Annotated in this window: 27 protein-coding genes and 3 riboswitches; of the genes, 18 read left to right on the top strand and 9 right to left on the bottom strand. The window is 72.4% G+C overall.

The annotated features are described in order from the left end of the window. Positions 1–16: 16 nt before the first annotated feature. Entirely contained in the window at positions 17–2,110 is a 2,094-nt protein-coding gene (locus HHX31_RS01885; protein ID WP_311931166.1) for a VWA domain-containing protein, read from the bottom strand. 41 nt (positions 2,111–2,151) lie between these two features. Further along, positions 2,152–2,297: riboswitch (cobalamin riboswitch) on the bottom strand. Between the two features lie 29 nt (positions 2,298–2,326). On the opposite strand from HHX31_RS01885, the gene cbiE reads away from it, so the two are divergent. Further along, positions 2,327–3,562: a precorrin-6y C5,15-methyltransferase (decarboxylating) subunit CbiE gene (gene cbiE / locus HHX31_RS01880; protein ID WP_169944421.1), complete on the top strand. Its 1,236-nt coding sequence runs from the start codon at positions 2,327–2,329 to the stop codon at positions 3,560–3,562. Between the two features lie 14 nt (positions 3,563–3,576). Here cbiE and HHX31_RS01875 read toward each other — a convergent pair whose 3' ends face one another. The 4 genes from HHX31_RS01875 to HHX31_RS01860 are packed head-to-tail and all read right to left on the bottom strand — an operon-like array spanning position 3,577 to position 7,392. Next, positions 3,577–4,347 carry a cobalt-precorrin-4/precorrin-4 C(11)-methyltransferase gene (locus tag HHX31_RS01875; protein ID WP_311931164.1) on the bottom strand — a complete coding sequence of 257 codons (771 nt, stop codon included), beginning with the start codon at positions 4,345–4,347 and terminating at the stop codon, positions 3,577–3,579. After that, positions 4,344–5,864: a precorrin-2 C(20)-methyltransferase gene (locus HHX31_RS01870; protein WP_169944419.1), complete on the bottom strand. Its 1,521-nt coding sequence runs from the start codon at positions 5,862–5,864 to the stop codon at positions 4,344–4,346. Before HHX31_RS01870 ends, HHX31_RS01875 begins: the two co-directional genes overlap by 4 nt. After that, entirely contained in the window at positions 5,861–6,550 is a 690-nt protein-coding gene (locus HHX31_RS01865; RefSeq protein WP_396709610.1) for a precorrin-8X methylmutase, read from the bottom strand. The genes HHX31_RS01870 and HHX31_RS01865 overlap by 4 nt, the downstream gene beginning before the upstream one ends. Further along, positions 6,547–7,392, bottom strand: coding sequence for a nitrite reductase (locus tag HHX31_RS01860; protein WP_169944417.1), 846 nt, complete (start codon positions 7,390–7,392; stop codon positions 6,547–6,549). Before HHX31_RS01860 ends, HHX31_RS01865 begins: the two co-directional genes overlap by 4 nt. A 61-nt stretch (positions 7,393–7,453) precedes the next feature. Continuing rightward, positions 7,454–7,648: riboswitch (cobalamin riboswitch) on the bottom strand. Positions 7,649–7,731: 83 nt separating this feature from the next. Next, positions 7,732–7,861, top strand: a riboswitch (cobalamin riboswitch). Positions 7,862–7,893: 32 nt separating this feature from the next. On the opposite strand from HHX31_RS01860, the gene HHX31_RS01855 reads away from it, so the two are divergent. The 6 genes from HHX31_RS01855 to HHX31_RS01830 all read left to right on the top strand — a co-directional run bounded on the left by HHX31_RS01855 (position 7,894) and on the right by HHX31_RS01830 (position 11,365). Further along, positions 7,894–8,085, top strand: coding sequence for a CbtB-domain containing protein (locus tag HHX31_RS01855; RefSeq protein WP_169944416.1), 192 nt, complete (start codon positions 7,894–7,896; stop codon positions 8,083–8,085). Between the two features lie 8 nt (positions 8,086–8,093). Further along, the gene (locus HHX31_RS01850) at positions 8,094–8,846 is read left to right on the top strand and encodes a CbtA family protein (protein ID WP_169944414.1); all 753 of its coding nucleotides are present in this window, start codon (positions 8,094–8,096) and stop codon (positions 8,844–8,846) included. Position 8,847: 1 nt separating this feature from the next. Beyond that, entirely contained in the window at positions 8,848–9,465 is a 618-nt protein-coding gene (locus tag HHX31_RS01845) for a histidine phosphatase family protein (RefSeq protein WP_169944412.1), read from the top strand. Positions 9,466–9,563: 98 nt separating this feature from the next. Beyond that, positions 9,564–9,812, top strand: a complete 249-nt coding sequence (locus HHX31_RS01840) for a hypothetical protein (RefSeq protein ID WP_169944410.1) — start codon at positions 9,564–9,566, stop codon at positions 9,810–9,812. Next, entirely contained in the window at positions 9,809–10,210 is a 402-nt protein-coding gene (locus HHX31_RS01835; protein WP_169944408.1) for a DNA-binding protein, read from the top strand. Before HHX31_RS01840 ends, HHX31_RS01835 begins: the two co-directional genes overlap by 4 nt. Positions 10,211–10,420: 210 nt before the next feature. Beyond that, positions 10,421–11,365 (top strand): acyltransferase domain-containing protein, encoded by a 945-nt coding sequence (locus HHX31_RS01830; RefSeq protein ID WP_169944407.1) that lies wholly within the window; start codon positions 10,421–10,423, stop codon positions 11,363–11,365. 169 nt (positions 11,366–11,534) lie between these two features. Here HHX31_RS01830 and HHX31_RS01825 read toward each other — a convergent pair whose 3' ends face one another. After that, entirely contained in the window at positions 11,535–11,729 is a 195-nt protein-coding gene (locus HHX31_RS01825) for a hypothetical protein (RefSeq protein WP_169944405.1), read from the bottom strand. Between the two features lie 56 nt (positions 11,730–11,785). Here HHX31_RS01825 and HHX31_RS01820 point away from each other — a divergent pair, with 56 nt between their 5' ends. Next, complete coding sequence (locus tag HHX31_RS01820; RefSeq protein WP_169944404.1) at positions 11,786–12,175, top strand: hypothetical protein; 390 nt, start codon at positions 11,786–11,788, stop codon at positions 12,173–12,175. Between the two features lie 156 nt (positions 12,176–12,331). Here the strand turns inward: HHX31_RS01820 and HHX31_RS01815 are convergent, their stop codons facing one another. Next, the gene (locus tag HHX31_RS01815) at positions 12,332–13,081 is read right to left on the bottom strand and encodes a class I SAM-dependent methyltransferase (RefSeq protein WP_169944402.1); all 750 of its coding nucleotides are present in this window, start codon (positions 13,079–13,081) and stop codon (positions 12,332–12,334) included. 232 nt (positions 13,082–13,313) lie between these two features. Here HHX31_RS01815 and HHX31_RS34010 point away from each other — a divergent pair, with 232 nt between their 5' ends. Continuing rightward, complete coding sequence (locus tag HHX31_RS34010; protein WP_249345338.1) at positions 13,314–13,457, top strand: hypothetical protein; 144 nt, start codon at positions 13,314–13,316, stop codon at positions 13,455–13,457. Continuing rightward, positions 13,454–14,050, top strand: a complete 597-nt coding sequence (locus tag HHX31_RS01810) for a TIGR03086 family metal-binding protein (RefSeq protein WP_311931158.1) — start codon at positions 13,454–13,456, stop codon at positions 14,048–14,050. The genes HHX31_RS34010 and HHX31_RS01810 overlap by 4 nt, the downstream gene beginning before the upstream one ends. Positions 14,051–14,187: 137 nt before the next feature. Here HHX31_RS01810 and HHX31_RS01805 read toward each other — a convergent pair whose 3' ends face one another. Beyond that, positions 14,188–15,408 (bottom strand): MFS transporter, encoded by a 1,221-nt coding sequence (locus tag HHX31_RS01805; protein ID WP_211589150.1) that lies wholly within the window; start codon positions 15,406–15,408, stop codon positions 14,188–14,190. Between the two features lie 206 nt (positions 15,409–15,614). On the opposite strand from HHX31_RS01805, the gene HHX31_RS01800 reads away from it, so the two are divergent. Further along, on the top strand, positions 15,615–16,862 hold the full coding sequence (locus HHX31_RS01800) for a discoidin domain-containing protein (RefSeq protein ID WP_169944398.1): 1,248 nt from the start codon (positions 15,615–15,617) through the stop codon (positions 16,860–16,862). 155 nt (positions 16,863–17,017) lie between these two features. Then, on the top strand, positions 17,018–18,973 hold the full coding sequence (locus tag HHX31_RS01795; protein WP_169944397.1) for a Xaa-Pro dipeptidyl-peptidase: 1,956 nt from the start codon (positions 17,018–17,020) through the stop codon (positions 18,971–18,973). Here the strand turns inward: HHX31_RS01795 and HHX31_RS01790 are convergent. Continuing rightward, the gene (locus tag HHX31_RS01790; RefSeq protein ID WP_169944395.1) at positions 18,859–19,995 is read right to left on the bottom strand and encodes a hypothetical protein; all 1,137 of its coding nucleotides are present in this window, start codon (positions 19,993–19,995) and stop codon (positions 18,859–18,861) included. The genes HHX31_RS01795 and HHX31_RS01790 overlap by 115 nt on opposite strands. A 204-nt stretch (positions 19,996–20,199) precedes the next feature. Between HHX31_RS01790 and HHX31_RS01785 the strand changes: the two genes are divergently transcribed. The 6 genes from HHX31_RS01785 to HHX31_RS01760 all read left to right on the top strand — a co-directional run bounded on the left by HHX31_RS01785 (position 20,200) and on the right by HHX31_RS01760 (position 25,020). Next, complete coding sequence (locus HHX31_RS01785; RefSeq protein ID WP_169944393.1) at positions 20,200–20,961, top strand: DeoR/GlpR family DNA-binding transcription regulator; 762 nt, start codon at positions 20,200–20,202, stop codon at positions 20,959–20,961. Continuing rightward, positions 20,958–21,923 carry a 1-phosphofructokinase gene (pfkB, locus tag HHX31_RS01780; protein WP_169944391.1) on the top strand — a complete coding sequence of 322 codons (966 nt, stop codon included), beginning with the start codon at positions 20,958–20,960 and terminating at the stop codon, positions 21,921–21,923. The genes HHX31_RS01785 and pfkB overlap by 4 nt, the downstream gene beginning before the upstream one ends. A gap of 114 nt (positions 21,924–22,037) precedes the next feature. Beyond that, the gene (gene mtlA / locus HHX31_RS01775) at positions 22,038–23,210 is read left to right on the top strand and encodes a PTS mannitol transporter subunit IICB (protein WP_169944390.1); all 1,173 of its coding nucleotides are present in this window, start codon (positions 22,038–22,040) and stop codon (positions 23,208–23,210) included. Positions 23,211–23,214: 4 nt separating this feature from the next. Further along, positions 23,215–23,523 (top strand): PTS lactose transporter subunit IIB, encoded by a 309-nt coding sequence (locus tag HHX31_RS01770; protein ID WP_169944389.1) that lies wholly within the window; start codon positions 23,215–23,217, stop codon positions 23,521–23,523. After that, positions 23,516–23,983, top strand: a complete 468-nt coding sequence (locus tag HHX31_RS01765; protein WP_169944387.1) for a PTS sugar transporter subunit IIA — start codon at positions 23,516–23,518, stop codon at positions 23,981–23,983. Before HHX31_RS01770 ends, HHX31_RS01765 begins: the two co-directional genes overlap by 8 nt. After that, entirely contained in the window at positions 23,980–25,020 is a 1,041-nt protein-coding gene (locus HHX31_RS01760; RefSeq protein ID WP_169944386.1) for a zinc-dependent dehydrogenase, read from the top strand. The genes HHX31_RS01765 and HHX31_RS01760 overlap by 4 nt, the downstream gene beginning before the upstream one ends.

Below are 25,020 nucleotides of genomic sequence, written 5' to 3'. Positions count from 1 at the left end.
GATTCGAGCGGGCCCATCAGGCGACCCGGCGGGTGACGACGTCCACGAGCCCGTCGGCGCTGACCCGGGCCATCGGCACGTGTTCCGCGCGCAGGTGACCGGCCAGAACCTCGGCGAGCCCCAGCTTGAGCGGGCCGTCCTCGCAGTCGACGACGACGCCCGGCACCCCGAGGGCGGCGAGGCCGTCGGCGGCCCGCCGCGAGCGGGCCACCGCGTCGGCTCCGGAGGTGGCGCGGCCGTCCGTGACGAGGACCAGCAGCGGACGCGTGCGCGGGTCGCGCAGCCGTTCCCGGGTCAATACCCGCCGGGCCTCCACGAGGGCCTCGGCCAGCGGCGTGCGTCCTCCGGCGGGCAGTTCGTCGAGGAGGGCGGCGGCCACCTCGACCGACCCGGTCGGCGGCAGGGTGAGGTCGGCGCAGGCACCGCGAAAGCTGATCAGCGCGACCTTGTCGCGGCGGCGGTAGGCGTCGGTGAGCAGGGAGAGGATCGCGGTCTTCACCTGGACCATGCGGCGGCGTGCCGCCATCGACCCCGAGGCGTCCACGCAGAAGAGCAGCAGGTTGGCCTCCCGGCCCTCCCGCACGGCGACGCGCAGGTCGGCGGGGAGCAGCACGACACGCCGGCCGGTCCTGTCGCCGACGGCGGCCGTGCCCTGGACGGCGTGGCGGCCCGCGGCGGCCCGCAGCGTCTCGACCAGGTGGAGCGAGCCGGTGCCCGTGCCGCTGCCGACCCTGCGTCCGCTGGAGCCCAGGGCCCGGCTGCGACGGCCGGGCCTGCCCTGGCCGACGCCGTCGACGGTGAGGAGCCGGGGGCGGTACGCCGTACGGGCCCGGTCGGTGGTCTCGCCGCCCGGGGCTTTGGGAGCGGGCGGCGCGGGCCGTCGGGGGGCGTCCTGGTCGGCCGGCTCGGGTTCCCGCGCCGATTCGGAATCCGTCTCGGGGGGCGTGCCGGCGGGCTGGTCGCCGGACTGGTCGCCGGGCGCCTCCGTCCGGTGCTCGGCCTGCTCCTCTCCGGGTGCGTCACCGCCCCGCGGCTCCGTGGGCTCCGGGGGCTCTGGGGGTTCCGGCAGTTCGTCGTCGCCGAGCACCCGGTCGAGCAGGTCCTCGTCGATCCCGGGGGCGTCGAACGGGTTCCGGCGGCGGCGGTGCGGCAGAGCCAGCAGGGCCGCCGCCCGGATGTCGCCCCGGGTCACATGGCGGCGGCCCGCCCAGGCGGCGTGCGCGACGGCCGTGCGGGCCGTGACGATGTCGGCGCGCAGGCCGTCCACCTCGAACGCCGCGCAGACCTCGGCGATCTTGAACATCGCGGCGTCGCCCAGAATGACGCCGTCGAGCCGGGCGCGGGCGTCGGCGATCCGGCGGGTCAGGTCCTCCTGGCGGCCGACGTAGCGGGCCGCGAAGGCCGCGGGATCGCGGTCGTACGCGAGGCGCCTGCGCATGATCTCGACGCGCTGCCCCGGGTCGCGCGGGGCGGCCGCCTCGACGGTCAGACCGAACCTGTCGAGCAACTGGGGGCGGAGCTCCCCCTCCTCGGGATTCATCGTGCCGATCAGTACGAAGCGGGCCGCGTGGCTCAGCGACACCCCGTCGCGCTCGACGGTGACCCGGCCGGTCGCGGCGGCGTCCAGCAGGAGATCCACCAGGTGATCGTGGAGCAGGTTGACCTCGTCCACGTAGAGGACTCCGCGGTGCGCACGGGCCAGGAGCCCCGGCTCGAACTCGACGGCTCCCGTGGTGAGCGCCTTCTCCAGATGCAGCGACCCGAGCACCCTGTCCTCGGTCGCTCCGACGGGCAACTCGACAAGCCGCACCGGCCTGCCGATCACCCGGGCGCCGGAGCCGAAAGGGCCGTCCGGCGACGGCTCGGCCGGATCGTGCGGGTCGGCGGAGAAGCGGTCGCCGTCGTACACCTCGATCCACGGGAGGACGTCGGCGAGGCCGCGGACGGTGGTCGATTTCGCGGTCCCCTTCTCCCCGCGGACGAGGACGCCGCCGATTTCCGGACTGATCGCCGTGAGCACGAGGGCGAGGCCCATGTCGCCGAGGCCGGAGACCGTCGTGGGGTCGTACTCGCAGCCGACAATGGCAGAAAAGGGGTATTTCGTAGGCACGTGTGAGGCTCCCGCTCGTAGGCCATACGTCAGTGGCGACGCGAGGCCGGTCTTCGGACTTGTCGAGTCGCTCACGAGGAGTGCTCGACACACCGCAGCGGGCCTGTGCCGGAATCTCACCGGCTTCCCAGATTCTCCCCGTTGACCTTCCCCACCGTTTCCGATGGCTGGGCGCGGGGGCACCTCGCGTTGACCACCACGGTAGCCTCCCTTGACGTGCCCGACTCGACAGGCCCTCTCCATCGGCCCCGGCTGACCGTCATCGGCGTCGGCGCGGACGGGCGTCTCGACGAGACCGCCGCCGCGCTTGTCCGCGACGCGGAGGTGCTGCTCGGAGGCCGTCGCCACCTGGCGGCCGTCCCCGAAGTGGCCGGTCAGACGCGTCTCCCGTGGCCTTCGCCGCTGGCCGAGGGACTGCCGGCGATGCTGGACGAGGTGCGCGGGCGCCGCGTCGTGGCCCTGGCTTCCGGCGACCCGCTGCTGTCGGGTGTCGGCACGACCCTGGTCCGGATCCTGGGCGCCGACGGCGTACGCATCCTCCCGGCGGTCTCCTCGCCCGCTCTGGCCAGGGCGCGCATGGGCTGGTCCGCCGAGGAGTCGGTGGTGGTGACCCTGGTGGGCCGCCACGAGGCCCGGCTGCTGCGCGAGGTCGCCCCCGGGCGGCGGCTGCTCCTGCTGACCTCCGGTCCCGAGACACCGGCGATCGTCGCCGGACTGCTGGTGGAGACCGGCAACCCGGACGCGGCCATCACGCTGCTGGGCGACCTGGGGAGCCCGGGCGAGTCCCGCGTGACCCGGACGGCCCGCGAGTGGGCGGACACGCCATCTGACGAGGTCCCCGCCCTGCACGTGCTGGCCGTCGAGATCCCGGCGACGAGCACCGGCTGGACCTCGTCCTGGGTCGCGGGCCTGCCCGACGACGTCTTCGAGAACGACGGCCAGCTCACCAGACGCGACCTGCGCGCCTCGGCGCTGGCCCGTCTCCGCCCCGCGCCCGGCCAGCACCTGTGGGACGTCGGGGCGGGAGCGGGATCCGTCGGCATCGAATGGCTTCGGGCGCACCCCGCGTGCCGTACGACGGCCGTCGAGGCCGACCCGGCGCGCGCCGCCCGGATCGCACGCAACGCCGTACGGCTGGGCGTGCCGGACCTCCGCGTCGTCGAGGGGCGGGCGCCCGGAGCGCTCGCGGACCTCGACGCGCCCGACGCGGTCTTCGTCGGGGGCGGGGCGAGCAGGCCCGGCGTGCTCGACGCCTGCCTCTCGGCCCTGCGGCCGGGCGGGCGGCTGGTGGCGCACGGCGTCACCCTGGAGACCGAGCAGGTGCTCGCGGACGCGTTCCGCACCCACGGCGGGGAGCTGACCCGGATCGCGGTGGAGACCGCCCGCCCCGTGGGGGCCTTCACCGGGTGGACGCCTGCGCGCACCGTGACCCAGTGGAGTCTCGGCCTCTGAGACCGAAGGCCCTGTCACGTGTTCCTGTGCTTCGCCGGCCGGTCTCTTCCCGCGCTGTAGAGGTGGGACTCCCCTCCCCCTCGCCGGTCCGCGCCGGCGAGCGCCCGTCCGACCATGATCACCGCCGCCTGCCGGAGCCCGGCCTCCTCGACCAGGTCCGCCACCATGCCGACCGTCCCGCGCAGCACCAGCTCCTCCGGCTGGCTGGCGCGGTACACGACGACCACCGGGCAGTCGGCGCCGACCACCGGCTCCAGTTCCGCCATCAGCTCGCGGGTCCGAGTGACCGCGAGGTGAAGCACGAGGGTCGCCCCGGTCGCGGCGAAGCCGGTCAACGACTCGCCCTGCCCCATCGGGGTGGAGCGGGCGCGGGTCCGGGTCAGCACCACCGACTGGGCGACGAGCGGCACCGTCAGCTCGTGGCCCACCCGCGCGGCGGCCGCGGCGTACGCGGGAACGCCGGGCGTGACCTGCCAGGCGACCCCCGCCGCGTCCAGGCGGCGGGTCTGCTCGTGCAGCGCCGAATACAGCGACGGGTCGCCCGACGTCAGCCTCACGACCCGCCGGCCCGCCCTCGCCCCGTCCACGAGGACAGAGGTGATCTCGTCCAGGTTCAGGTCCTGGGTGTCCACGAGCACCGCGTCCGGGCCGCAGTGCGCCAGCACGCCGGGGTCGAGATAGGTGCCGGGGAAGAGGACGACGTCGGCCTCGGCGAGCAGCCGCGCGGCTCGTACAGTCAGCAGGTCGGCCGCGCCCGGCCCGGCGCCGACGAAGTGGACGGTCACCTGACGTACCTCGGGGTCCAGACTCCGGTGGAGGAGACGCGGGTCGACGAGGCGCCCACGATCAGCAGGCACTTCATGTCGATGGCCGCAGGGTCCAGCTCACCGAGCGTGGTCACGGTCAACGACTCCCCGGCGCGGCCCACGTCACGCCCGACCACGACGACGGTGTCAGGGCTCCGATGCCGCAACAGCACGTCACGAGCGGTCGCGACCTGCCCGGTCCGGCTGCGCGAGGCCGGGTTGTAGACCGCTAGGACCAGGTCGGCCTCGGCGACGGCGCGCAGTCTCCGCTCGATGACCTCCCACGGCTTGAGCCGGTCCGACAGGCTCAGCACCGCGAAGTCGGCGCCGATCGGAGCTCCGGCGCGGGCCGCCACCGCCTGGACCGCGCTGACGCCGGGCAGGACACGCACGGATACCTCGGCGAAGGCCGGGTCCTCGGCCGCCTCGAAGACCGCGGCCGCCATCCCGAAGATCCCGGCGTCGCCGCCGGAGACCACCGCGACCTTCTCGCCGCGTCGCGCGAGTTCGAGGGCGAACCTGGCCCGGTCCACCTCGACGGTGTTGCCCGACGCGTGCCGGGTCAGGCCGGGACGCTGCGGCACCCGGTTGACGTACGGGCCATAGCCGACCACGTGGCCGACCTCGGCGAGCGCGGCGGCGGCCTCGGGGGTGAGCCAGCCGCCGGGACCTGGACCGAGCCCGACGACGAGCAGTTCGGCCGCTCCGGCGGAGGGTGCCCGGGCCTCGGCCGGCTCGGCGGCGTCCCGGGAGCGCCGGCCGTTGAGGCTGTCCCCGGTGACGACGATCAGCGAGAAGTACGGCACCTTCGTCTCGTCCACGTCGGCCACCGGCTGCCACCGCTGCTCGGGCATGGAGGCCCGCTCGACGTAGAGCGCGTGGTCGAGGCGACCGGCCGCGGCCAGGGCACGGCGTACGGCGGGGAAGGTGCGGCCCAGTTTCATGATGATCGCGCCGTCCGTGTCGGCGAGACGGCGGGCGAGTTCGGGCTCGGGCAGGGTGCCGGGCAGGATGGTCAGCACGTCGGTCTGGCGCACCAACGGGCTCGCGGTCATGGCCGTCGCGGCGAGGAACGCGGGCACCCCCGGCACGATCTCGGTCGGATATCTCTCCGAGAGACGGTCGTGCATGTACATGTACGACCCGTAGAACAGCGGGTCGCCCTCCGCGAGCAGAACCACGTTCCTTCCCTCGTCGAGGTGCGCGGCGAGTCGTGCCGCGGACTCCTCGTAGAACTCCGCCAGCACTCCGGTGTAACCGCCGGGGTGGTCGGTGGCGCCCGTGGTCACCGGGTAGACCAACCGCTCCTCGACCACTCCGGCGGGGAACAGATCGGCGGCGATCCTCCGTGCGTTGGACCTCCTGCCGCGGGCCGAGTGGTAGGCGATCACGTCGGCCCGCCCGATCAGCCGTGCGGCCTTGAGGGTGAGCAGTTCGGGATCTCCTGGGCCGACGCCCACCCCGGCGAAACTGCCCGGGGCCGTCACGGTGCTCATTCCGCCTCCTGGGCGATGGCGTTGAGCGCGGACGACGTCATCGCAGAACCGCCACGACGGCCCCGCACGGTGACGAACGGGATGTCGATCCCGTGGTCCGACGCGAAATCCCGCAACGCCTGCTTCGACTCGGCGGCGCCGACGAAGCCGACCGGGCAGCCCACGACCGCGGCCGGGCGTGGCGCCCCGTCGGCCAGCATCTCCAGGAGATGGAACAGGGCGGTCGGAGCGTTGCCGATCGCGACCACGGCGCCCTCCAGGCGCGGCTCCCACAAAGAGACGGCCGCGGCGGTGCGCGTGGTCCCCCACTCCTCGGCGAGGCCGGGCACCCGCGGATCGCCGAGAGTGCAGATCACCTCGTTGCCGGCGGGCAGACGGCTGCGGGTCACGCCCCGCACGACCATGGTGGCGTCGCAGAGGATCGGCGCTCCCGCCTCCAGCGCGGCGCGGGCGGCGGGCACCAGACGCGGGTCGACGACGAGGTCGTCGGTCAGGTCGACCTGGCCGCTGCCGTGGATCATCCGGACTGCCAGCTTCTCGGCGTTGGCCGGCACCATGGACAGATCGGCCTCACGCCGGATCATCGCGAACGAGTCGAGGTAGATCTCGGCCGCGCGGTCGGCGTACGCGTAGCGGCGGCTCGGCCGGCGCGGCCGGCGCGGCCGGGTGCCGGACATCGGGTTCATCGGGTTCCCTCGGGGATCAGGACGCCATGCCAGGGGGTGACGAGGAGTTCGGGGGCGGCGGCGCACAGCCGTTCAACGGCGGCGCGGTCCAGCCCTCGCGCAGGCACCGGCCGGTGGACGCCTCCGGGCACGGGGCCGAAGGCCAGCGGCGGGGCGGCGGCGGGGACGCCACGGGACCGGGGCACCGGTGCGACCAGCGGTTCTGGCAGTTCGACGACGTGCCAGGGAGCGTCCGGCCCCGCACCGCGCGCGCCGAGGAAGAGCCTGGCGAGACCGGCGAGGTGCGCGTGCGCGTCCCGCAGCGGCACGACAGCGCCCCACGCGTCGCCGATCCGGAGCTGGGCCGACCCGCCATCGAGCGCCACCAGGCCCAGGTCGCACGAGCGATCCAGCAGGTCTCCGCGACCGTCGTCGAGGACGAAGAGGAACCGTCCGGGCAGCCGCCCCAGCCCGGGATCGCCGCACAGCGCGGTGTCCAGGGCGTCCACCACGGGACGCAGGTCGGCCCGGCCACCGGCCAGCCCGGTCTGCGGGGACGCCATCACGTTGCGCGACAGGTCGTGGGCCCGGCTGGGCAGCAGGCCGGTCGCCTCCAGGGCGGTGAGCACCTCGTCGGGCAGGCGTTCGGCGCCGGGAACGGCGGGCATGGCACGAACCTGCAGGTTGGCGCGGGTGGTCACATGAACACGCCCGTCCCCGTACCGCTCCGCCACCTCGGCGAGGGCGTGCAGCGACTTGGCAGAGACCCTGCCGCCGGGGAGACGCAACCGCACCAGCAGCCCGTCGGCGGCGGGCCAGGGACGCAGTACGCCCGGGCAGCGGTCTGGTCGAAACCGGTTCATCCGGAGTCATTCACCTTGTTCAGAGTCCGGGTCCATACGCGAAACCCACCATGACCCGACGACGGGTGCCGTCAGCACCAGCAGGTCTTCGGACTCGGATCACCCGGGAGAGGACACCTTCCCAGACCCGCAGGTCCAGTGGCCGCCGTTGCCGGCATGTCCTTCCCGTCCCCTCACCGCTGCGCGTCAGCTCCGGAATTCCACCGGATTCCCTGACTCCACGTGATGGAGTACGACTGGCCTCCGAAGCGTATCGCGGGCCCGCCTCGGCGAACAGCCGCCCTCAGGAAGGGGAGAACGGCATGGCAGGCGAGGGGGTCACCGCATTGACGCGAACGAAAGGAGCGGATACGTTCCGGTGGACTTCACGGTCGTCCAAGGGAAATCCGGTGAGATGCCGGTGCGGACGCGCCACTGTATCCGGGACGCAGATCCCGGGAGCCAGGTCGCTTGGCCGCCGTGACCTCGTTACATGGGACGCGTCACCCCTGAGGAGGATCTATGAGCGGGCTGTCCACCACCCCTTCGGCCGTTCCCTTTCCGCACCTTCGCCTCTGGCTGCTCGCCGTGCCGGTGCTGTTGCTCCTGGCGTACCTCGTCCTGATGGACAACGGCGCCGTTTCGCAGACGGGCACCCTCCTGCACGAACTGATGCACGACGGGCGGCACCTGCTCGGCGTGCCCTGCCACTAGGCGGCGGCGTGGTACGGACCCTCGTGGTCAGGGGCCTGCTCCTGGGGCTCCTGGCCGGGTTGATCGCGGGCGGGTTCGCCTTCGCCGTCGGGGAACCCCAGGTGGACGCGGCGATCGCGCTGGAGGAGGCCGCGGCGCCGGCGCCCGCCGCGGCGGACGGACACGGGCACAGTCACGGCGCGGAGGCCGAGGTCGGCAGGCCGGTGCAGAAGGCCGGGCTGTTCCTCGCCACCGGGCTCTACGGGCTGGCCGTGGGCGGCGTCTTCGCGCTCGTGTTCGCCGGGCTGCGCGGGCGGGTCGAGCCGCGGTCGGACGGGTGCCTGGCACTGGCGGCCGCGGGGACTGCGTTCGTCGCGGTAATCCTCGTCCCCTTCTTGAAATATCCGGCCAATCCACCTGCGGTGGGCGATCCGGCCACGATCAACAGCCGTACCGCGCTGTACGTGGTGATGGTGCTCGTCGGGCTGGCCGCGGTGGCGATCGCGGTTGCGACGGCCCGCCACGTCCACGCGGGCGCGTGGCCCCGGTGGGTCGCCGTGGCGGCCGCGTTCCTTGTGCCGGTGGTCGCCGCGTGGCTGCTGCTGCCCACGGTCGACGAGGTGCCCGACGGCTTCCCCGCCACGCTTCTGTGGGAGTTCAGGCTCGCCTCGCTCGGCACGCAGTTCGTCTTCTGGACGGTCTTCGGCGCGCTGTTCGGCTGGGCCTGCGACCGGGCGGCACGAAGCGCCGCGGCTCCCATGAGTGCCGCCGCGCCGAGCTGAGGTGCTGTTCGTACGGCACGCCACCACGCCGGGGACGCGGGCCGCCCGATTCCCCGCCGACGAGGACGCCGACGCGGCGAGCCTGGCCAGAGCCACCGCACTCGCTCTGGCCGCCCGCACCCCGGCCCGGGAAACCGCCGGCACTGCGGACGCCATGCCGGGACCGATGGGGTTCACCGGCGTCACGACGGCCTGGACCGCCCCCGTACGGGCCGCGCGGCAGACCGCCGCCGCGCTGGGGCTGGCGGCGTACGAGACCGCCGCGCTCGGGGAGGCGGACTGCGGCCGGTGGCGCGGACTGCCCTACGAGCGGATCGCGAGGGAGGAACCCGACGCGCTCGCTCTGTGGCTGGCCGACCCCGACGTCGCACCGCACGGCGGCGAACCGCTGACCGCGCACGCCGCCAGGGTGGCGCGCTGGCTCGACAGCGTACGAGAGGCGCCCGAAGGAGTCGCGGTCTGCGGCGTCGGCACCATCCGGGCGGCGCTCGCCCACGCACTCGGGCTCGGCCCGTTCGGCGCCGCCCGTTTCGACCTGGCTCCCCTGTCCACCACCCGGCTGACCGCCACCCGGGACGGCTGGCGGATCGCACACGTCAACAGGAGGATTCAGTCTTGATCGGCACACCTAGGCTGTGATCATGGGTGTCGACGCGGTGCTGATGAGGGTCGAGCGTTTCACGACGCGACAGGCGCATACCGCGATATGATTGACGTATGGCCGACACGACACGCATCACGGTGACATTGCCGAACGACCAGGTCGCCGAGCTCAAGAAGCTCACCGACAACGTCTCGGGTTATGTCGCCGAGGCGGTGGCACGCCAGCTACGGCATCAACTCCTGGCCACCGACCTGCTGCGTCACCAGGAGGAGCACGGAGCGTTCACCGACGAGGAACTCGCCGAGGCCCGCGCACGTATCTTCGGGTCGGCGGATTCCGGCGGTTCGGCGAGCGCTGCGTGATCGAGCACGTCGAAACCGTCGTCCTCGACTCGCAAGGAGTCTCCGCCTGGGTCGCGCAGGACCGCAAGGTCCTCGCCATGTTCCAGGTGTTTCATTCTCTGGGTGCCGATTTCGTCATCGGCGCCAACACGATCGTGGAAGTCAGCCACCCGCGAGTGGACATGTCGCGGCTGCGATGGGTGCTCTCCCGCGTGAAGATCGAGCCGGTGACCGAGAGCACGGCGAAGAGGTCCGCCGAACTGCTCAAGGCCACAGGCCTGCACGGTCACAAGTACGCGATCGACGCGACGATCGCCGAGATGGCATTGCGCCAGCCAGGCCCGGTGGTGGTGCTGACCTCCGACGTCGACGACATGATCCGTTTGTGCGGCAACCGCGTACGGCTGATCGGCATCTGACCGCGTAACAACCGCCGGGTTGTCGCACTCGCTCCAATATGCGGGCATTCCCGCATACATCGCGTCGCGTACCCCCTCCTACTGCGGGCACGGCACACGCCGAATCGGGTCGGTTCACCCTGCATCCGGCGGTATCCCCGGGCCGGGTTCTCCCGTGCCGGCGGCGCCACGGGCTGTCGGGGACGGCCGTCGGCAGGTAGGGTCGGCCGCGTGGATCTTGACGAGACCGCCGCCCGGCTCGGGGTACCAGTCGGGGAAATCCACCGTGTGCATCTGCTCGCCGGCGATGGGCCGTCGGCTCCGCTGCCCGCCAAGGACGACGCGCCCGCGATCCTCGACCGGCTCGCGGTGCCGCCTGACGACGCCGCCGAGATCATGGCCGGCTGGCCCGATCCCGGATCTACTCTGTGGACTCCCGAACTGCGCTGGCTGCTCGACCGCTCGATCGCCCTGGTCCGCGCCGACCTCGGCGGCCATGGCTGGCTGTCGCCCGGTCCGGAGTTGCCGCGCGATCGCGGCCCCGCCTGGCGGCATCTATACGTGTACGCCTACCTGGCCCTGGTCGACGTCGTCAGGGGCTACCACCGCGACCACGGCATCGCCGACGCCGTGTCGTGGAAGACCCTCGCCGACCTGGGGCGCAACCTCGCGGTCGACCGGCGGATGCGCGGTGAGGGCTGGCCGGTCATGCAGAGCTGGCTGACGCTGCACGCGCGCGGCGGTGTCTACGAGCTGGGCCGGCTGCAGCACCATCGCGGCGACGACGCCATCGGCCTGCACGTCCCCGACTCGGGGCCGCTGACCCCGGAAGCGGTCGATGCGTCGCTCGACGAGGCCCGCGCGTTCTTCCCGCGCCACTTTCCCGGCGAGCGCTACACGGCGTTCTCCTGCGGTTCGTGGCTGCTCGACCCGCAGTTGCTGGAGTACCTGCCCGAGGACTCCAACATCGCCAGGTTCCAGCAGAGGTTCGAGCTGGCGCCCTACGAGGAGCAGGAAGGGATCGACGCCGACGTCGAGGTGCTCCGCTTCGTGTTCCGCACGCTGACCACGCCGCTCGACCGCCTGCCGCGCCGCACCGTGCTTCAGCGCGCGATCGTCGATCACCTGAAGGCGGGCCGCCACTGGCGCTGGCGGATCGGTCGCTTCCCGCTCTAACCGGTCACGGCATCGCGGACGGAGGCGGCGCCCGTCCTCCATCCCGGGCTCGGTGGCGGTCATGGCAAGCCCGAGAACCCGCACGGGTTCCGTCAGTAACTCCCTGTAATGCCCCGGAAGGGCCGGAGACCGGCTCCAAGCGAGCGTGTGCGATGGCAACCAATGCGCCTCAATGATGCGTCAGGAATTCGCCGACCGGCGCAAAGGCATGGTCGACGCCGGGAAATCGCTCGGCATGATTTCGAGTGTGATGCGTTTTCTGGTGCGGAAAACGGTCCTTTGCGCATTGCTGGGTGACTGCGCCTTTCGTTACCTCTAGCGTGAGAATCAGGGTCTGGATCGAAGGTTCGATGAAGCGATTCACGCTCCGTGCGTCCGGGCGTTTCCCTGGGCTGTATCGGAGTTGACGGAGTGATACTCATGCTCAAGGAAGCACTCGCCGCTGGCGCGATCACAGCGTCGGCCCTCATCGTCCCGGTGACGATGCAGGCGCAGCCGGTCAATGCCGCCGGCGACACCGTACGAGTCACGCAGACTCCGGCACAGCCCTGCCCCGGCGGCAGGTGCCGGGGCAGGGAGCGCCACCGCCATCACGGTCAGTACGGCCAGTACGGCCAACGTGAACGGCAGAGGGAGCGGGAGCGCGGGCGCATGGAAGAACGCGGCCGTGAACGCGGACGGTTCGAAGAGCGCGGACGCATGGAAAACCGCGAGCGCATGGAGCGCGGACGGTTCGAAGAGCGCGGACGCATGGAACGCGGACGCATCGAAGAACGCGGTCGCATGGAGCGCGGACGCCTGCCGCGGTAGCGGTATCAGCAAGCGGGGAGAGTGAGGCAGCAAGAGCAGCAAGGACCGGATAACCGTACGTCGAACCGGCTGGACCCGCCTGCCCCACGAGGGAGTAGCCTCGCGGGGCTCTCCCCTTTTCTCCGAGGTCTTCCCGGCCTTTTCTTCCGTGATTTGTCAGACGACCGGCGATGACGTTCTGCGGTAGACGGACACGTGCGAGCGCGACTCGGCGGTGAATTCGCCTCCCGTCCAGTCCGCGTGCCTGGACTCCAGCTCGAACCCGGCGAGCTGGGCCATGAGGTCGAGCTCGGCAGGCCAGATATAGCGATGAGGACTGCGGAACAGCCGGGCCTGCCCGCTCTCGTCGAAGTGGAAATGGTGCGACACGATCTGTTGCCGCAGCACGTCAAAGGTGTCGAGCCCGATATAGCCGGGTTCGCCATGCCACACCACGGCCTGCTGTCCCGGCGGGAGCTTGCGCAGTTCGGGCACCCAGAGCTCGATCACGAAGTGGCCCCCGGGTGTCAGATGCCTTGCGGCGTTGCGGAAGCACGCCACCTGCTCGGCCTGGGTGAGCAGGTTGGAGATCGTGTTGTAGACGAGGTAGACGAGCGCGTACTCCCCGGGGGCGACGGCGGTCGCCATGTCGCCGGCGAAGACCGGGATCGTCGCCTCGTCCACCTTCGCGCGCAGCCGGTCGATCATCGGCCGGGACAGTTCGATGCCGGTGACGGGCACTCCGCGTCCGGCGAGCGGCACGGCCACGCGCCCGGTTCCGATCGCGAACTCCAGCGCCCGTCCGCCGCCCGCGAGTTCGGCGAGGCGGTCGACGGCCGGCCCGAGAACCTCGGGGGCGAACATCCCCGTCCCCGGCGTGTCGTAGCGCCGAGCGGCGTCGGCGTCCCAGATCTCCTCCTGGCGCATGCCCCAACGATCACCCCGGGCTCCGGGATGCGTCCACCGAGTTTCCGCGCCCGGAAAGTTCACTCATCTGGCTGCGCGTCCGTTATTGCGGCCTTAACGTCAAGCATGTGATCGAGGATCATGCGGCGTCCTGCGAGGTGCCCGCTCTCTGGCTCACGACGTGTGGCGCGTCACGCGCATATGCCGCGGCAGGTCCTCGGCCATCCCCCGCCCGCCCATCCGAGGAGGCGTCATGATCGCCAGATCCGCGACCCGCCCCGCCGTACGGCGCGAGCCGCCGTCGGCCGCACCCCCGCATCCCGTCCGCCTCGCCCTGCCGGATCCGGACGTCCCGCGGCGGCGGCTCGACCGGCTCACCGTGGCGGTGACCCGGTGACGGCCGACCTGGGGCCCGCGGCGGACAGACTCGCGGCGGTCATCCGTGACGTGTCCGACGACCAGCTCGGCGAACCGACGCCGTGCGAGGGCATGACGGTCGGTGAGCTGCTCGATCACATCGACGGCCTCTCCCTCGCCTTCGCCTCGGCCGCGCGGAAGATTCCGCTGGAGGGTGGTGGCCGTCCGCCGGTGCCGGACGCGTCCAGGCTGGGCGAGGACTGGCGCGACCGCATCCCGGCCCGCCTCGCGGAACTGGCGGAGGCGTGGCGGGATCCGTCCGCGTGGACCGGCACGGCCGAGATCGGCGGCGGGGTGCTGCCTGCCGAGGTCGCCGGGACGTCCGCGCTCGACGAGATCCTCGTGCACGGCTGGGATCTCGCCGTGGCCACCGGCTCCGCCTACCCCGCCGACGATCCCGCGCTCGCCAATGCGGTGCACCGGGTGTCCCAGTGGGTCGGCGCCATCGTCGCCGAGCATCCGCAGGGCAGCCCCGGCCTGTTCGGGCCGCCGGTGCCGGTGCCGGGCGACGCCGCGCCGCTGGACCGGCTGCTCGGGCTCACCGGCCGCGACCCCGCGTGGAAGCCCAGTTGAGGCAACAGGTGAAGCAGCAGGTGAGAGGCCTGCGCTGAATCCCGTTCCGGCGCTCGCCGCGCGGGGCATGCGGCGGACGTCGGACGGGCCATGGCCGGGGAGGACCACCTCAAGGGGGGCAGCGGGTCGTCAGTCGATCAGATCCGCCGGTCGCGGCCGGCGAGGAACCCGGCCGCGATCTGCGGCAGCATGAGGCACGCCGCGAGGGCCAGCGGCGCCCGCCAGCCACCGGTGTGCTGGTAGAGCGCCCCGACCACGATGGGTCCGGGGATCGACAGCAGATACCCGACACTCTGCGCGAAGGCGGACAACCGGATCACCGTCCCACCGTCCCGGCCGCGCATCGCGATCATCGTGAGAGCCAGCGGGAAGGAGCAGTTGGCCACGCCGAGCAGCACCGCCCACAGCCAGGGCACGGCGGCGGGAGCGGCCCACAGTCCGGCGTACCCGGCCAGGCCGAACACGCCGAGCAGGACGGCGACGCCCTTCTGGTCACGCAGCCGTCCCGCGACGGCGGCCAGTACGAAGGACAGCGGCACACCGAGCACCGAGGTGAGGGCGAACAGCAGACCGGCGGCCTGCGCGGACAGCCCGGAGTCGCGGAAGATCTGCGGCAGCCAGCCCATGATGACGTACGCGGAGGTGGCCTGCAGACCGAAGTAGACGGCGAGCGCCCAGGCCGTCGGCTCGCGGGAGACCCGCACGCGCGTCTCCGCTCCCCCGGCGGCGTCCCCGTCCGCCCGCCGCCGAGCCTGCCGTCGGCCGTCACGGGCGAGGGCGAGCCACGGCGGCAGTGCGACGGCGGCGAGCACGGCCCAGGCGCCGAGCCCGGCACGCCAGTCGCCGCCGAACGCGCCGGCGAGCGGGACGGTGACGGCCGCGGCGGTCGAGGCGCCGACGTTGAGCGCCATGGAGTAGAGGCCGGTCATCATGCCGACCCGGTCCGGGAAGCGCTGCTTCACCACGACCGGCAGCAGCACGTTGGCGACCGCGATCCCAGCCAGCGCGAGACCGCTCAGCGCGAGGAAGACAGGCGTGCTCGCGACGAACGGGCGCAGCGCGAGCCCGGCCGCGACGGCCGCCAGTCCGGCGAGGACGACGCCGTCCGGTCCGTGACGGCCGGCCAGGCGGGGTGCGGCCGTGCCCACCAGCGCGAAGCACACCGCGGGCACCGACGTGAGCAGCCCCGCGACTGTCGCGCTCATCCCGAGGGCGGCGCGGGCCTCTTCGAGCACGGGACCGAGGCTGGTGACGACGGGCCGGAGGTTGAGCGCGGCCAGCACCAGGGCGGCGACCGCCATGCGGCGTGCCCAGGTGGTGGACCGGGCGCGGCCCTGCGGCTTCGTCCTCACGACCACCGGGTCATCCTAGGATGATCCGCTCATCGCATCGGCACCGGGTCGCCTTGGACACCGCGGCTCGCCCCGCGTCCACGTCTCATTGAACACGTCGTCCTTATTTGAGGGCTTGACACCCCATTTGTGACAGTAAAAAACTCGCTTCACAGCACGACACCCCCCACCGTGCGGCCGGGAAGGCTCCACCGCGCCGCGAAGGAGACAGAATGAGGCGACTGTTCGCCGTATTCGCGCTGGTCGCGGGCTTCCTCCTGGTGCCCGCGGGCACCGACGCCGCCGTCGCGAACGTGGCCCCCTCGGCCACCGCCTCCGCCTCCTACACCTCTCCCTGGGAGAGCGTGGCCGCGATCAACGACGGCGTCGCCCCGGACCGGTCCGCCGACAGGAAGAACCGCCGCTGGGGCACCTGGCCCAACGCCGGCGAGCAGTGGGCCCTGCTGACCTGGCCGTCCGCCCAGACGATCTCCTCGGTGCAGGTCTACTTCTTCGACGACGGGGGCGGCGTGCGGCTGCCGGCCTCGTGGCGCCTCCAGAGCTGGGACGGCGGCGCCTACGTGGACATCCCCGCCACCTATCCGACCGCCGCCGACACCTACAACACGGTCACGTTCCCCGCCGTCACCACCAGCCGGCTGCGTGTCGTCCTGCGCAGCGGCCAGGCCTCGGTCGGCCTGCTGGAGATCAGGGCGCTCGCCGACACCGCGGTGCGGCCGAGCGACTGGAGCCCGCCCGCCGCCCTGGTCGCGCCGCTCGACGAGGTCAGGCGGCACGCCGAGGCCGCGAGCGCCGACCCGTACGGCGCCCGAGACCTTGCCTGGGACAAGATCCTGGCCAACGGCGGCAGCGTCAACTACTGCGTCCGCTGGGACTCCACCGCCCCGGTGTCGGCGGAACTGCGCGACGGGATCCACGCCGCGCTGGCCCGCTCGTTCAAGAAGTGGACGGACGTCATGGCCGGTCACAACGGCTGGCCGTACGCCGAGGTGCCCGTCAAGGTGGTCGGCTGGGCCGTGCGCGACCGCGCGCTCCTGCAGTGGAGCGACGACTCGGTCGACGTGTACGTCGGCGACATGAGCGAGGACGCGCCGCAGTGCGCCGAGCCGTGCGCCCGCCTGTCCGGCGAGCCGGACGCCTACCCCGGCTGTCCCGGCGGCGCCTCCCACCACTACGACATGTCGCTGTGGCTCACGGACGGCATGGCGGGCGGCATGGGAGGCGACTGGGGGCAGCGCGTCGGCACCGAATATCTGACCGGCAACCTCGGCAGCGACGACATCCACATCCTCCTCCACGAGATCGGGCACAGCTTCGGCCTGGACGACTTCTACGACTGGACCCCGTCCGGCCAGTGCTGCTTCCTCATGAAGGCGGGCTCGGCCACCTCGATCACCGAGTTCGACGCGTGGATGCTGCGCGATGTGTGGCGGAGCGTGAAGAGCCGCTACGGCTACTGACACCCCATTGCAGATTTGGACATCTGTTCAACTTTATCGCGATCAAGACAGAACGGATGTCTAACGACATTCCGTACGACTCGCCCCTAGCATCGCCGCCTGCGGGCCGATTCTCCCCGGCCCTGCTCCCCCCGAACGCATTTGAGAGGCAACCGATGTCCTCATCCCGCCAGGAGACGCCTGGCCTCGTCCCGCCCACCACGTCACGCCGTACGGGAGCCGCACGCCGGGGCGCCGCGGCGCTGGGCCTCGCCGTCACCACCACGGTCACCGGGATCACCCTGAGCACGCCCCCCGCGGGCGCGGCCGTTCCCGTCGGGCCCGTGTTCCAGAACGGCATGGCCCAGCCGGTGTTCTCCACGAACCGCAACGACTGGATCCGCGAGGAGGTGTGGATCGAGACCCCCGTCGACAGCGACGGCGACGGACGGGGCGACCGGGTTCACGCCGAGGTCACCCGCCTGCGCGAGACCGAGACGGCCGGCCTGAAGTCCCCCGTGGTCTACGAGGTGAGCCCCTACTACGCCGGTGGCAACGACGTCGCCAACCACGATGTGGACCACGAGCTCCACGAGGCGGTGCGCCCGGGCAAGGGATGGCAGAACCGCGGCGGCAGGCTGCTCGACCCGACGGCCGACGAGCGCCTCGCCGCGGCGGCCGCCGACGACTCCGGCGCCCCGGCCGCCGCCGCCGCGGACGCGGTGGGCGGCCCGCAGCCGGTCATCAGCACCAGCCACGAGTCCAACTGGCTGCCGCGCGGCTTCGCGGTGGTCCACGCCGAGTCGCTCGGCAGCGGCCTGTCGGAAGGCTGCCCGACCACCGGCGGGCGCAACGAGACCATCGGCGCCAAGTCGGTCGTCGACTGGCTGAACGGCCGGGCGAAGGCGTACGACGCCTCCGGGAACGAGGTCAAGGCGACGTGGACGACCGGCAAGGTCGGCATGATCGGCACCTCGTACAACGGCACGCTGCCCAACGCGGTCGCGAGCACCGGTGTCGCGGGCCTGGAGGCCATCGTGCCGATCTCCGCGATCTCCAGCTGGTACGACTACTACCGCGCGAACGGCGCCGTCGTCGCCGCCGGCGGCTACCAGGGCGAGGACACCGACGTGCTCGCCGAGTACGTCTACACGCGCGCGGACAGGGACGTCTGCCGGAGCGTCATCGAGGAGCTCGCCAAGGAGCAGGACCGCGTCACCGGCGACTACAACGCCTTCTGGGACGAGCGCAACTACATGAACGACGTGGACAAGGTCCACGCCGCGGTGCTGGTCGCGCACGGCCTCAACGACTGGAACGTCAAGACCAAGCACGCCGCCCAGTGGTACGAGGCGCTGAAGGCGCGCGGGGTGCCGCACAAGATCTACCTGCACCAGGGCGGGCACGGCGGCTCCCCCAGCGTCGACGTGCTCAACCGCTGGTTCACCCGCTACCTGTGGGGTTACGAGAACGGCGTGGAGAGCGACCCCCGCGCGCTGGTCCAGCGCGAGGACAGGACGCTGGTGCAGTACGCCGAGTGGCCCGACCTCGCCGCCGTCGACACCGAGCTCAACCTGGCCCCCGGCACCGGCGGCGCGGCCGGCGTCCTCACCACCGACAGGACCCGGGTGGGCAAGCCGGTGACCGAGACGATCATCGACGACGCCACCAAGCGGGCGCAGACCCTCGCCGACGCCACCACCTCGCCCAACCGGCTGGCGTACCTGTCGCAGGCGCTGACCACGCCGGCCAGGCTCAGCGGCACCCCGCGGGTGTCGCTGCGGATGTCCTTCGGCCAGCCGGCGGCGAACGTCACCGCGCTGCTCGTCGACTACGACGAGAACGGCAAGGCGAAGATCATCACCCGGGGCTGGACCGACCCGCAGAACCGCAAGTCGATCTCGAAGACCGAGCCGGTCAAGCCGGGCACGCCCTACCGCCTCGACTTCGACATGCAGCCGCACGACTACATCTTCCAGGCCGGGCACCGGCTCGGGGTCGTGCTGCTGTCGAGCGACTACGAGTACACCATCCGGCCCGCCCCCGGCGCGCAGCTGTTCCTCGACACGACGAAGAGCACGGTGACGCTGCCGATCGTGGGCGGCGCCGGCGCGCTCACCTCCGCCGGCTGACCGTCCTCCGCGACGCACACCGGTACCCCGTCGTCCCCGTCGGCCTCCTCGGCCGGCGGGGACGGCGCGCGAGTGACTAGAGCAGAGCCTCGCGGTGCCGCCATGCGAGGTCCAGCACGGCCGCACCCGCCGCCTGCATCGGCTCGTCGCGGACGTACCGCCGCACGGTCTCCGCGTCGAACGGGACGCGGCCGACGACCCGGCCCTCGCTGTTCGCCGGGGGACTCGTGCGCGGGCTGGAACACCCCGACCGGCATGACCTGGAAGAGCCCCCGCCGTGCGCCACCCTGGCCGGGTCGGCGCACGCGGGTGAAGGTCAACTCCGGCCAGGCGACCTCCAGCAGCCGGTAGCAGGTGCGGTCCTCGAAGAGCCGGGGGCGGGCGAGAGCCCCCAGCGCGTCCGGGTAGGCGCCGGCTCCATCCGGCAGCAGGGCCGCCGCCTCCGGTTCCCGGCCCGTGACGGCGGGGGCGGGAACGTCCTCCACCCAGCCAAGCCGCACCTCGCGCAGGTCGAGCGGCGTGGCCAGGGTCCATGGGGTCGCAGTCCAGCCGTCCCTGGTGAGCAGACGGGTCGATCCGGCCCTGGCCGGTCCGGGATAGAGCCGGTCTGGGATAGAGCCGGTCCGCCGCCATGGCCAGTTCGTGCCGGTGCCCGTCGAGGCGTCGCCGCGCCTCGCCCATTCCGGTCCCGACGGTCGCATCCGCACCTCCCCACTCGATCTCACGATTCCAGCACACCGGCCGCTCAGCCGAGGACCGTACGTACGCAGCGCGCCTTCCAGCTCCGCGAGGCCGGCTTCGCCGGGTGACCGCCAGGCGATGATCCCGTCCGGCCGCACGAGCACGGCTCCGGCCGAGGTGATCCCGTACGCGGCGGGGAACCGGCCGTCCGGGTCGCCGAGCTCCGGCCCGCCACCGACGACGTGCGTCTCGATGGGGACGCGGAGAGTCCGCGCGGCCTCGGCCGCCGCCTTCTCCCAGACCCCTCCCTCGGCGTACCTGAGCGACCCGTAGCCGCCCAAGCCCGGCACCACCCGCCCTGCCGGATGCCCCGGAGAACCGACCGGCCTGCCCCACGGGCACCCCAGGACGCTCAACGAGGAGGCGCGGCTTGATCCAGTGACATAGGGCGCGCCCGTTTCGTTACCTTCACCACCCTTGACCATCCAACACGGACGGGTATAAACACATACGAAACAACATCGAAACGGCGGTGAACCAACACGATGTACGCCGAGGAGCGGCAGCAGGAGATCCTGCGGGCGGCACGCGACGCCGGCCGGGTCGACGTGGTGACGCTGGCCGAGCGGTTCGGCGTCACGACGGAGACGATCCGCCGCGACCTGACCGCCCTGGAGCGTGCAAGCGTCCTGCGGCGCGTGCACGGCGGCGCCATCCCGGTCGAGCGCCTGGGGTTCGAGCCCGCCCTGGCCGCCAGGGACGAGGTGCTGACGGCCGAGAAGGAGCGCATCGCCAAGGCCGCCCTGGCCGAGCTCCCGCAGGACGGCGCCGTGGTCATCGACGCGGGCTCCACGACGAGCCGGCTCGTGCAGGCGCTGCCGCCGGACCGCGAGCTCACCGTCGTCGTGAACTCGCCTCCGCTGGCCACGGTGCTGGCGTCCCGCCCCAACCTGACCGTGCTCATGCTGGGCGGCCGGGTGCGCGGCCGGACGCTGGCGACCGTGGAGGACTGGGCCATCCAGCAGTTGTCGCAGCTCAACGTGGACGTGGCCTTCATGGCCACCAACGGCTGCTCGGTGGCCAAGGGCCTGACCACCCCCGACCCGGCCGAGGCGGCGATCAAGCGGGCGATGATCGCCTGCGCCGACCGCGCCGTCCTGCTGGCCGACCACACCAAGTTCTCCGGCACCTACCTGGCGCGCTTCGCGACGCTCGGCGAGATCGACGTCGTCATCACCGACACCGGGCTCGACCCCGACCAGGCCGCCGCGCTTGCCGCCGCAGGACCCGAGGTCGTCCGCGCATGATCCTCACGCTGACTCTCAACCCCAGCCTCGACCGCACGATCGAGGTCGGCGCGCTCACCCGCGGGGCCGTCATCCGGGCGGCCGCCACCCACCTCGACCCCGGCGGCAAGGGCGTCAACGTGTCGCGGGCCCTGCTGGCCAACGACGTCCGGTCGTGCGCGGTCATCCCGTACGGCGGCAGCGAGGGGCGCCGGCTCCTCGACCTGCTGTCGGCGGAGGGCATCGACATGATCCCCGTGCCGGTCGAGGGCCCCACCAGGTCCAACGTCGCGATCGCCGAACCGGACGGCACCGTCACCAAGGTGAACGAGCCGGGCACCGCGCTGACCCCCGCCGAACTGGACACGCTGGCGGCCGCCGTGCTCGACGCCGCCCGGTCGGCCGACTGGGTGGTCGCCTCGGGCAGCCTCCCGCCCGGTGTGCCGGTGGACGTCTACGCCGGGCTGTGCCGCCGGTTCGCCGGCGCCGGCATCAACCTCGCGGTCGACACGAGCGGCCCCGCCCTCGTGTCCGCGGTGAACGCCGGTCCCGCGCTGGTCAAGCCGAACCGCGACGAGCTCGCCGAGGCCACCGGCACGTCGATCGCCCGTGTCGGTGACGCGCTCGATGCGGTCGGCAAGCTGCGCGCCATGGGCGCACGGTCGGTCCTGACCAGCCTCGGTGCGGACGGCGCGCTGCTGGTCGAGGACGACGAACAGGTCTGGTACGGCGAATGCGCCGTCGAGGAGCCGCGCAGCAGCGTGGGCGCGGGCGACGCCCTGCTGGCGGGCTTCCTCGCCGCGGGGGCCCGCGGAGGGACGGCCCTCGCCGAGGGCCTGGCCTGGGCCGGGGCGGCCGTGAGGCTGCCCGGCAGCCGGATGCCCGGCCCGGCCGACATCGATCGCACACACGTCCGGATCGGTCCCCCCGACCCGGCCCGGCCGCTCACGCCACCCCCTCGCCCAGGGCTCGGGGGCGCCTGAGCACGACGTACCGTCCCTACTGATTCACTCGCTTCGCTCGCTCATACCCGGGGGATGAGCGCCACCCCCCACCAACCGGCCCGCCAGGCCGGTCGCCCCGGAAGGAGCACGTCAATGGCCACGCCCTATACCCCCACCGTCCACGGCACCGGTGTGCGGGCCACGATCCAGCGCTTCGGCGGCCATCTCGCCGGGATGATCATGCCCAACATCGGCGCCTTCATCGCCTGGGGCCTCATCACGGCCCTGTTCATCCCGACCGGGTGGCTGCCGAACAAGACACTCGCCGAGCTCGTCGGCCCGATAATCAGCACCCTCCTCCCCGTGCTCATCGGCTACACCGGCGGCCGGATGGTCCACGCCCAGCGCGGCGCGGTCGTCGGCGCCGTCGCCACGATGGGCGTGGTCGTCGGGGCGGACGTCCCGATGTTCCTCGGCGCGATGATCATCGGTCCGCTGGCCGCGCTGATCCTCAAGTACGTCGACCGGTTCACCTCCGAGCGGACCAGGGCCGGCTTCGAGATGCTGGTCGACAACTTCACCGCAGGCATCGTCGGCGCGGTCATGGCGATCGCCGGCGTCCTCGCCATCGGCCCCGTCGTGGAGAAGGTCACCGAGGTCGCGGGCAGCGGCGTCGAGTGGCTCATCACCCACTCGCTCCTGCCGATCGCGTCGGTCATCATCGAGCCGGCCAAGGTGCTGTTCCTCAACAACGCGATCAACCACGGGGTGCTCGGGCCGCTGGGCGTCGCCGAGTCGGTCAAGCACGGCAAGTCGATCCTGTTCATGCTGGAGTCCAACCCCGGGCCGGGCCTCGGCCTGCTGATCGCCTACCTGCTGTTCGGCCCGAGGTCCCTGCGTCCCAGCACCCCCGCCGCCATGATCATCCACTTCTTCGGCGGCATCCACGAGATCTACTTCCCGTACGTGCTGATGAAGCCGCGCCTGATCCTCGCGGTGATCGCCGGCGGCGCCTCGGGCGTGCTCACCTTCCTGGTCACCGGGGCGGGCCTGGTCGCGACGCCGTCGCCGGGCAGCATCTTCGCCTACATGGCGGTGACCCCGAAGGGCGGCTGGTTCGGCGTGATCGCCGGGATCGTGGTCGCGACGGCCGTCTCCTTCGCCGTCGCCGCCGCGCTGCTGGGCTTCGGACGCGCCAACGGCGACCAGGCGGACGACCCGGCGCAGGACGCCATCCGGAACGGCACCACCGACACCAGCGACGACAACCGCGACACAACCGGCGAGACGGCGGCCGAGAGCGTGCCCGCCACCAAGGAGGCGTAGAACCGTGGCCAGCATCGAGGGCAAGGACGTCCGCAAGCTCATCGTGGCCTGCGACGCGGGCATGGGCAGCAGCGTCATGCTGGCGAGCACGCTGCGCAAGCAACTCAAGGGCACCGCGGTCAGCGTGGAGCACACCCCGGTCAACTCGATCCCCGGGGACGCCGACGTGATCGTCTGCCACACCGGGCTGGCCGAGCGGGCCAGGGCGAGCGCCCCCGGCGTCGTGCTCGTGCCGTTCCAGGTCTTCATCGGCGACCCGGCTGTGACGCGGGTCGTCACCGCCATCAAGAACGGGGGCACGATCGATGGCTGACCGGGCCGGCACGGCCCCGCTCCCCCTCGACCCCCGCGCCGTGCGGACGGCCGCGACCGCCGGGGACGTCGAGGACGCCGTCCGGCAGTGCGGAGCGGTCCTCCAGGAGGTCGGCGCGGTGGACGGGAGCTACACCGATGCCATGCTCGAACGCGAGCGGTCGATCTCCACGTACGTCGGCGAGGGCGTCGCCATCCCCCACGGCACGCTGACCTCGAAGGAGGCGGTCCGCCACGACGCCGTCTGCGTGCTGCGCTTCCCTGACGGCGTCGACTGGCACGGCGAGCGGGTGACGGTGTGCGTCGGCATCGCGGCCCGCGGGGACGGCCACCTGCGACTGCTGTCGGAGCTCGCCCAGATCCTGCTCGATCCGGACCGCGCCGCGGCTCTGCGCGCGGCCACCGAGGTCGACGAGGTCATCCAACTGCTGCAACCGGACGGAGAGGAAGACTCCGAGTGAAAGTCGCCCGTTTCCACGCTACCGGAGACATCCGCCTGGAGGAGGTGCCCGAGCCCGTCGCCCGCCCCGGCGAGGTCAAGATCCGCGTACGCAACTGCTCCACGTGCGGCACGGACGTGAAGATCCACCGGTTCGGGCACCACCACATCAGGCCGCCTCGCGTGATGGGCCACGAGATCGCCGGGGAGATCGTGGAGCTCGGCGAGCGCGTCACCGGCTGGAGCCCCGGCGACCGGGTGCAGGTGATCGCCGCGATCCCGTGCGGCCAGTGCGAGGAGTGCCGCCGGGGCCACCTCACGGTCTGCCCCAACCAGGAGTCGATGGGCTACCACTACGACGGCGGCTTCGCGCAGTACATGGTCGTGCCTGCCAAAGTGCTCGCCGTGGACGGGCTCAACCGCATCCCCGACGGGGTGGGGTTCGCCGAGGCGTCCCTCGCCGAGCCGCTCGCCTGCGTGCTCAACGGGCAGGAGCTGGCCCGCGTCGGCGAGGGCGACGACGTGGTCGTCGTCGGCTCGGGCCCGATCGGCTGCCTGCACGTGCGGCTGGCCCGCTCGCGCGGCGCGGCCCGGGTGTTCCTCGCCGACCTCAACGCCGAGCGCCTCACGATGGCCGCCGACCTCGTACGGCCCGACGCGGCGATCTGCTCGGGCGAGACCGACCTCGTGGACGAGGTGCTCAAGCTGACCGGAGGCCGGGGCGCCGACGTGGTGATCACGGCGGCGGCCTCCGGGGCGGCCCAGCAGCAGGCGTTGCAGATGGCCGCGCGGCAGGGCCGGATCAGCTTCTTCGGCGGCTTGCCGAAGGACGACCCGATCATCGCCTGCGATTCCAACCTGGTGCACTACCGGGAGCTGACCATCGTCGGCGCCAACGGATCGAGCCCGGCCCACAACGCCCGCGCCCTGCGGCTCATCGCCGACGGCGCGGTGCCGGTCGCCGACCTGATCACCCATCGCCTCGGCCTGGACGAGGTCATGGACGCCATCGACGTCGTCGCCCGCGGCGCCGCCATCAAGGTCACCATCGAGCCCTGA

It is taken from the genome of Microbispora sp. H11081 (genome assembly GCF_012999535.1).
Taxonomy (GTDB): Bacteria; Actinomycetota; Actinomycetes; order Streptosporangiales; family Streptosporangiaceae; genus Microbispora.
Note: the sequence above shows the minus strand (reverse complement) of the source record. Positions and strands in the feature narration are given on the sequence as shown.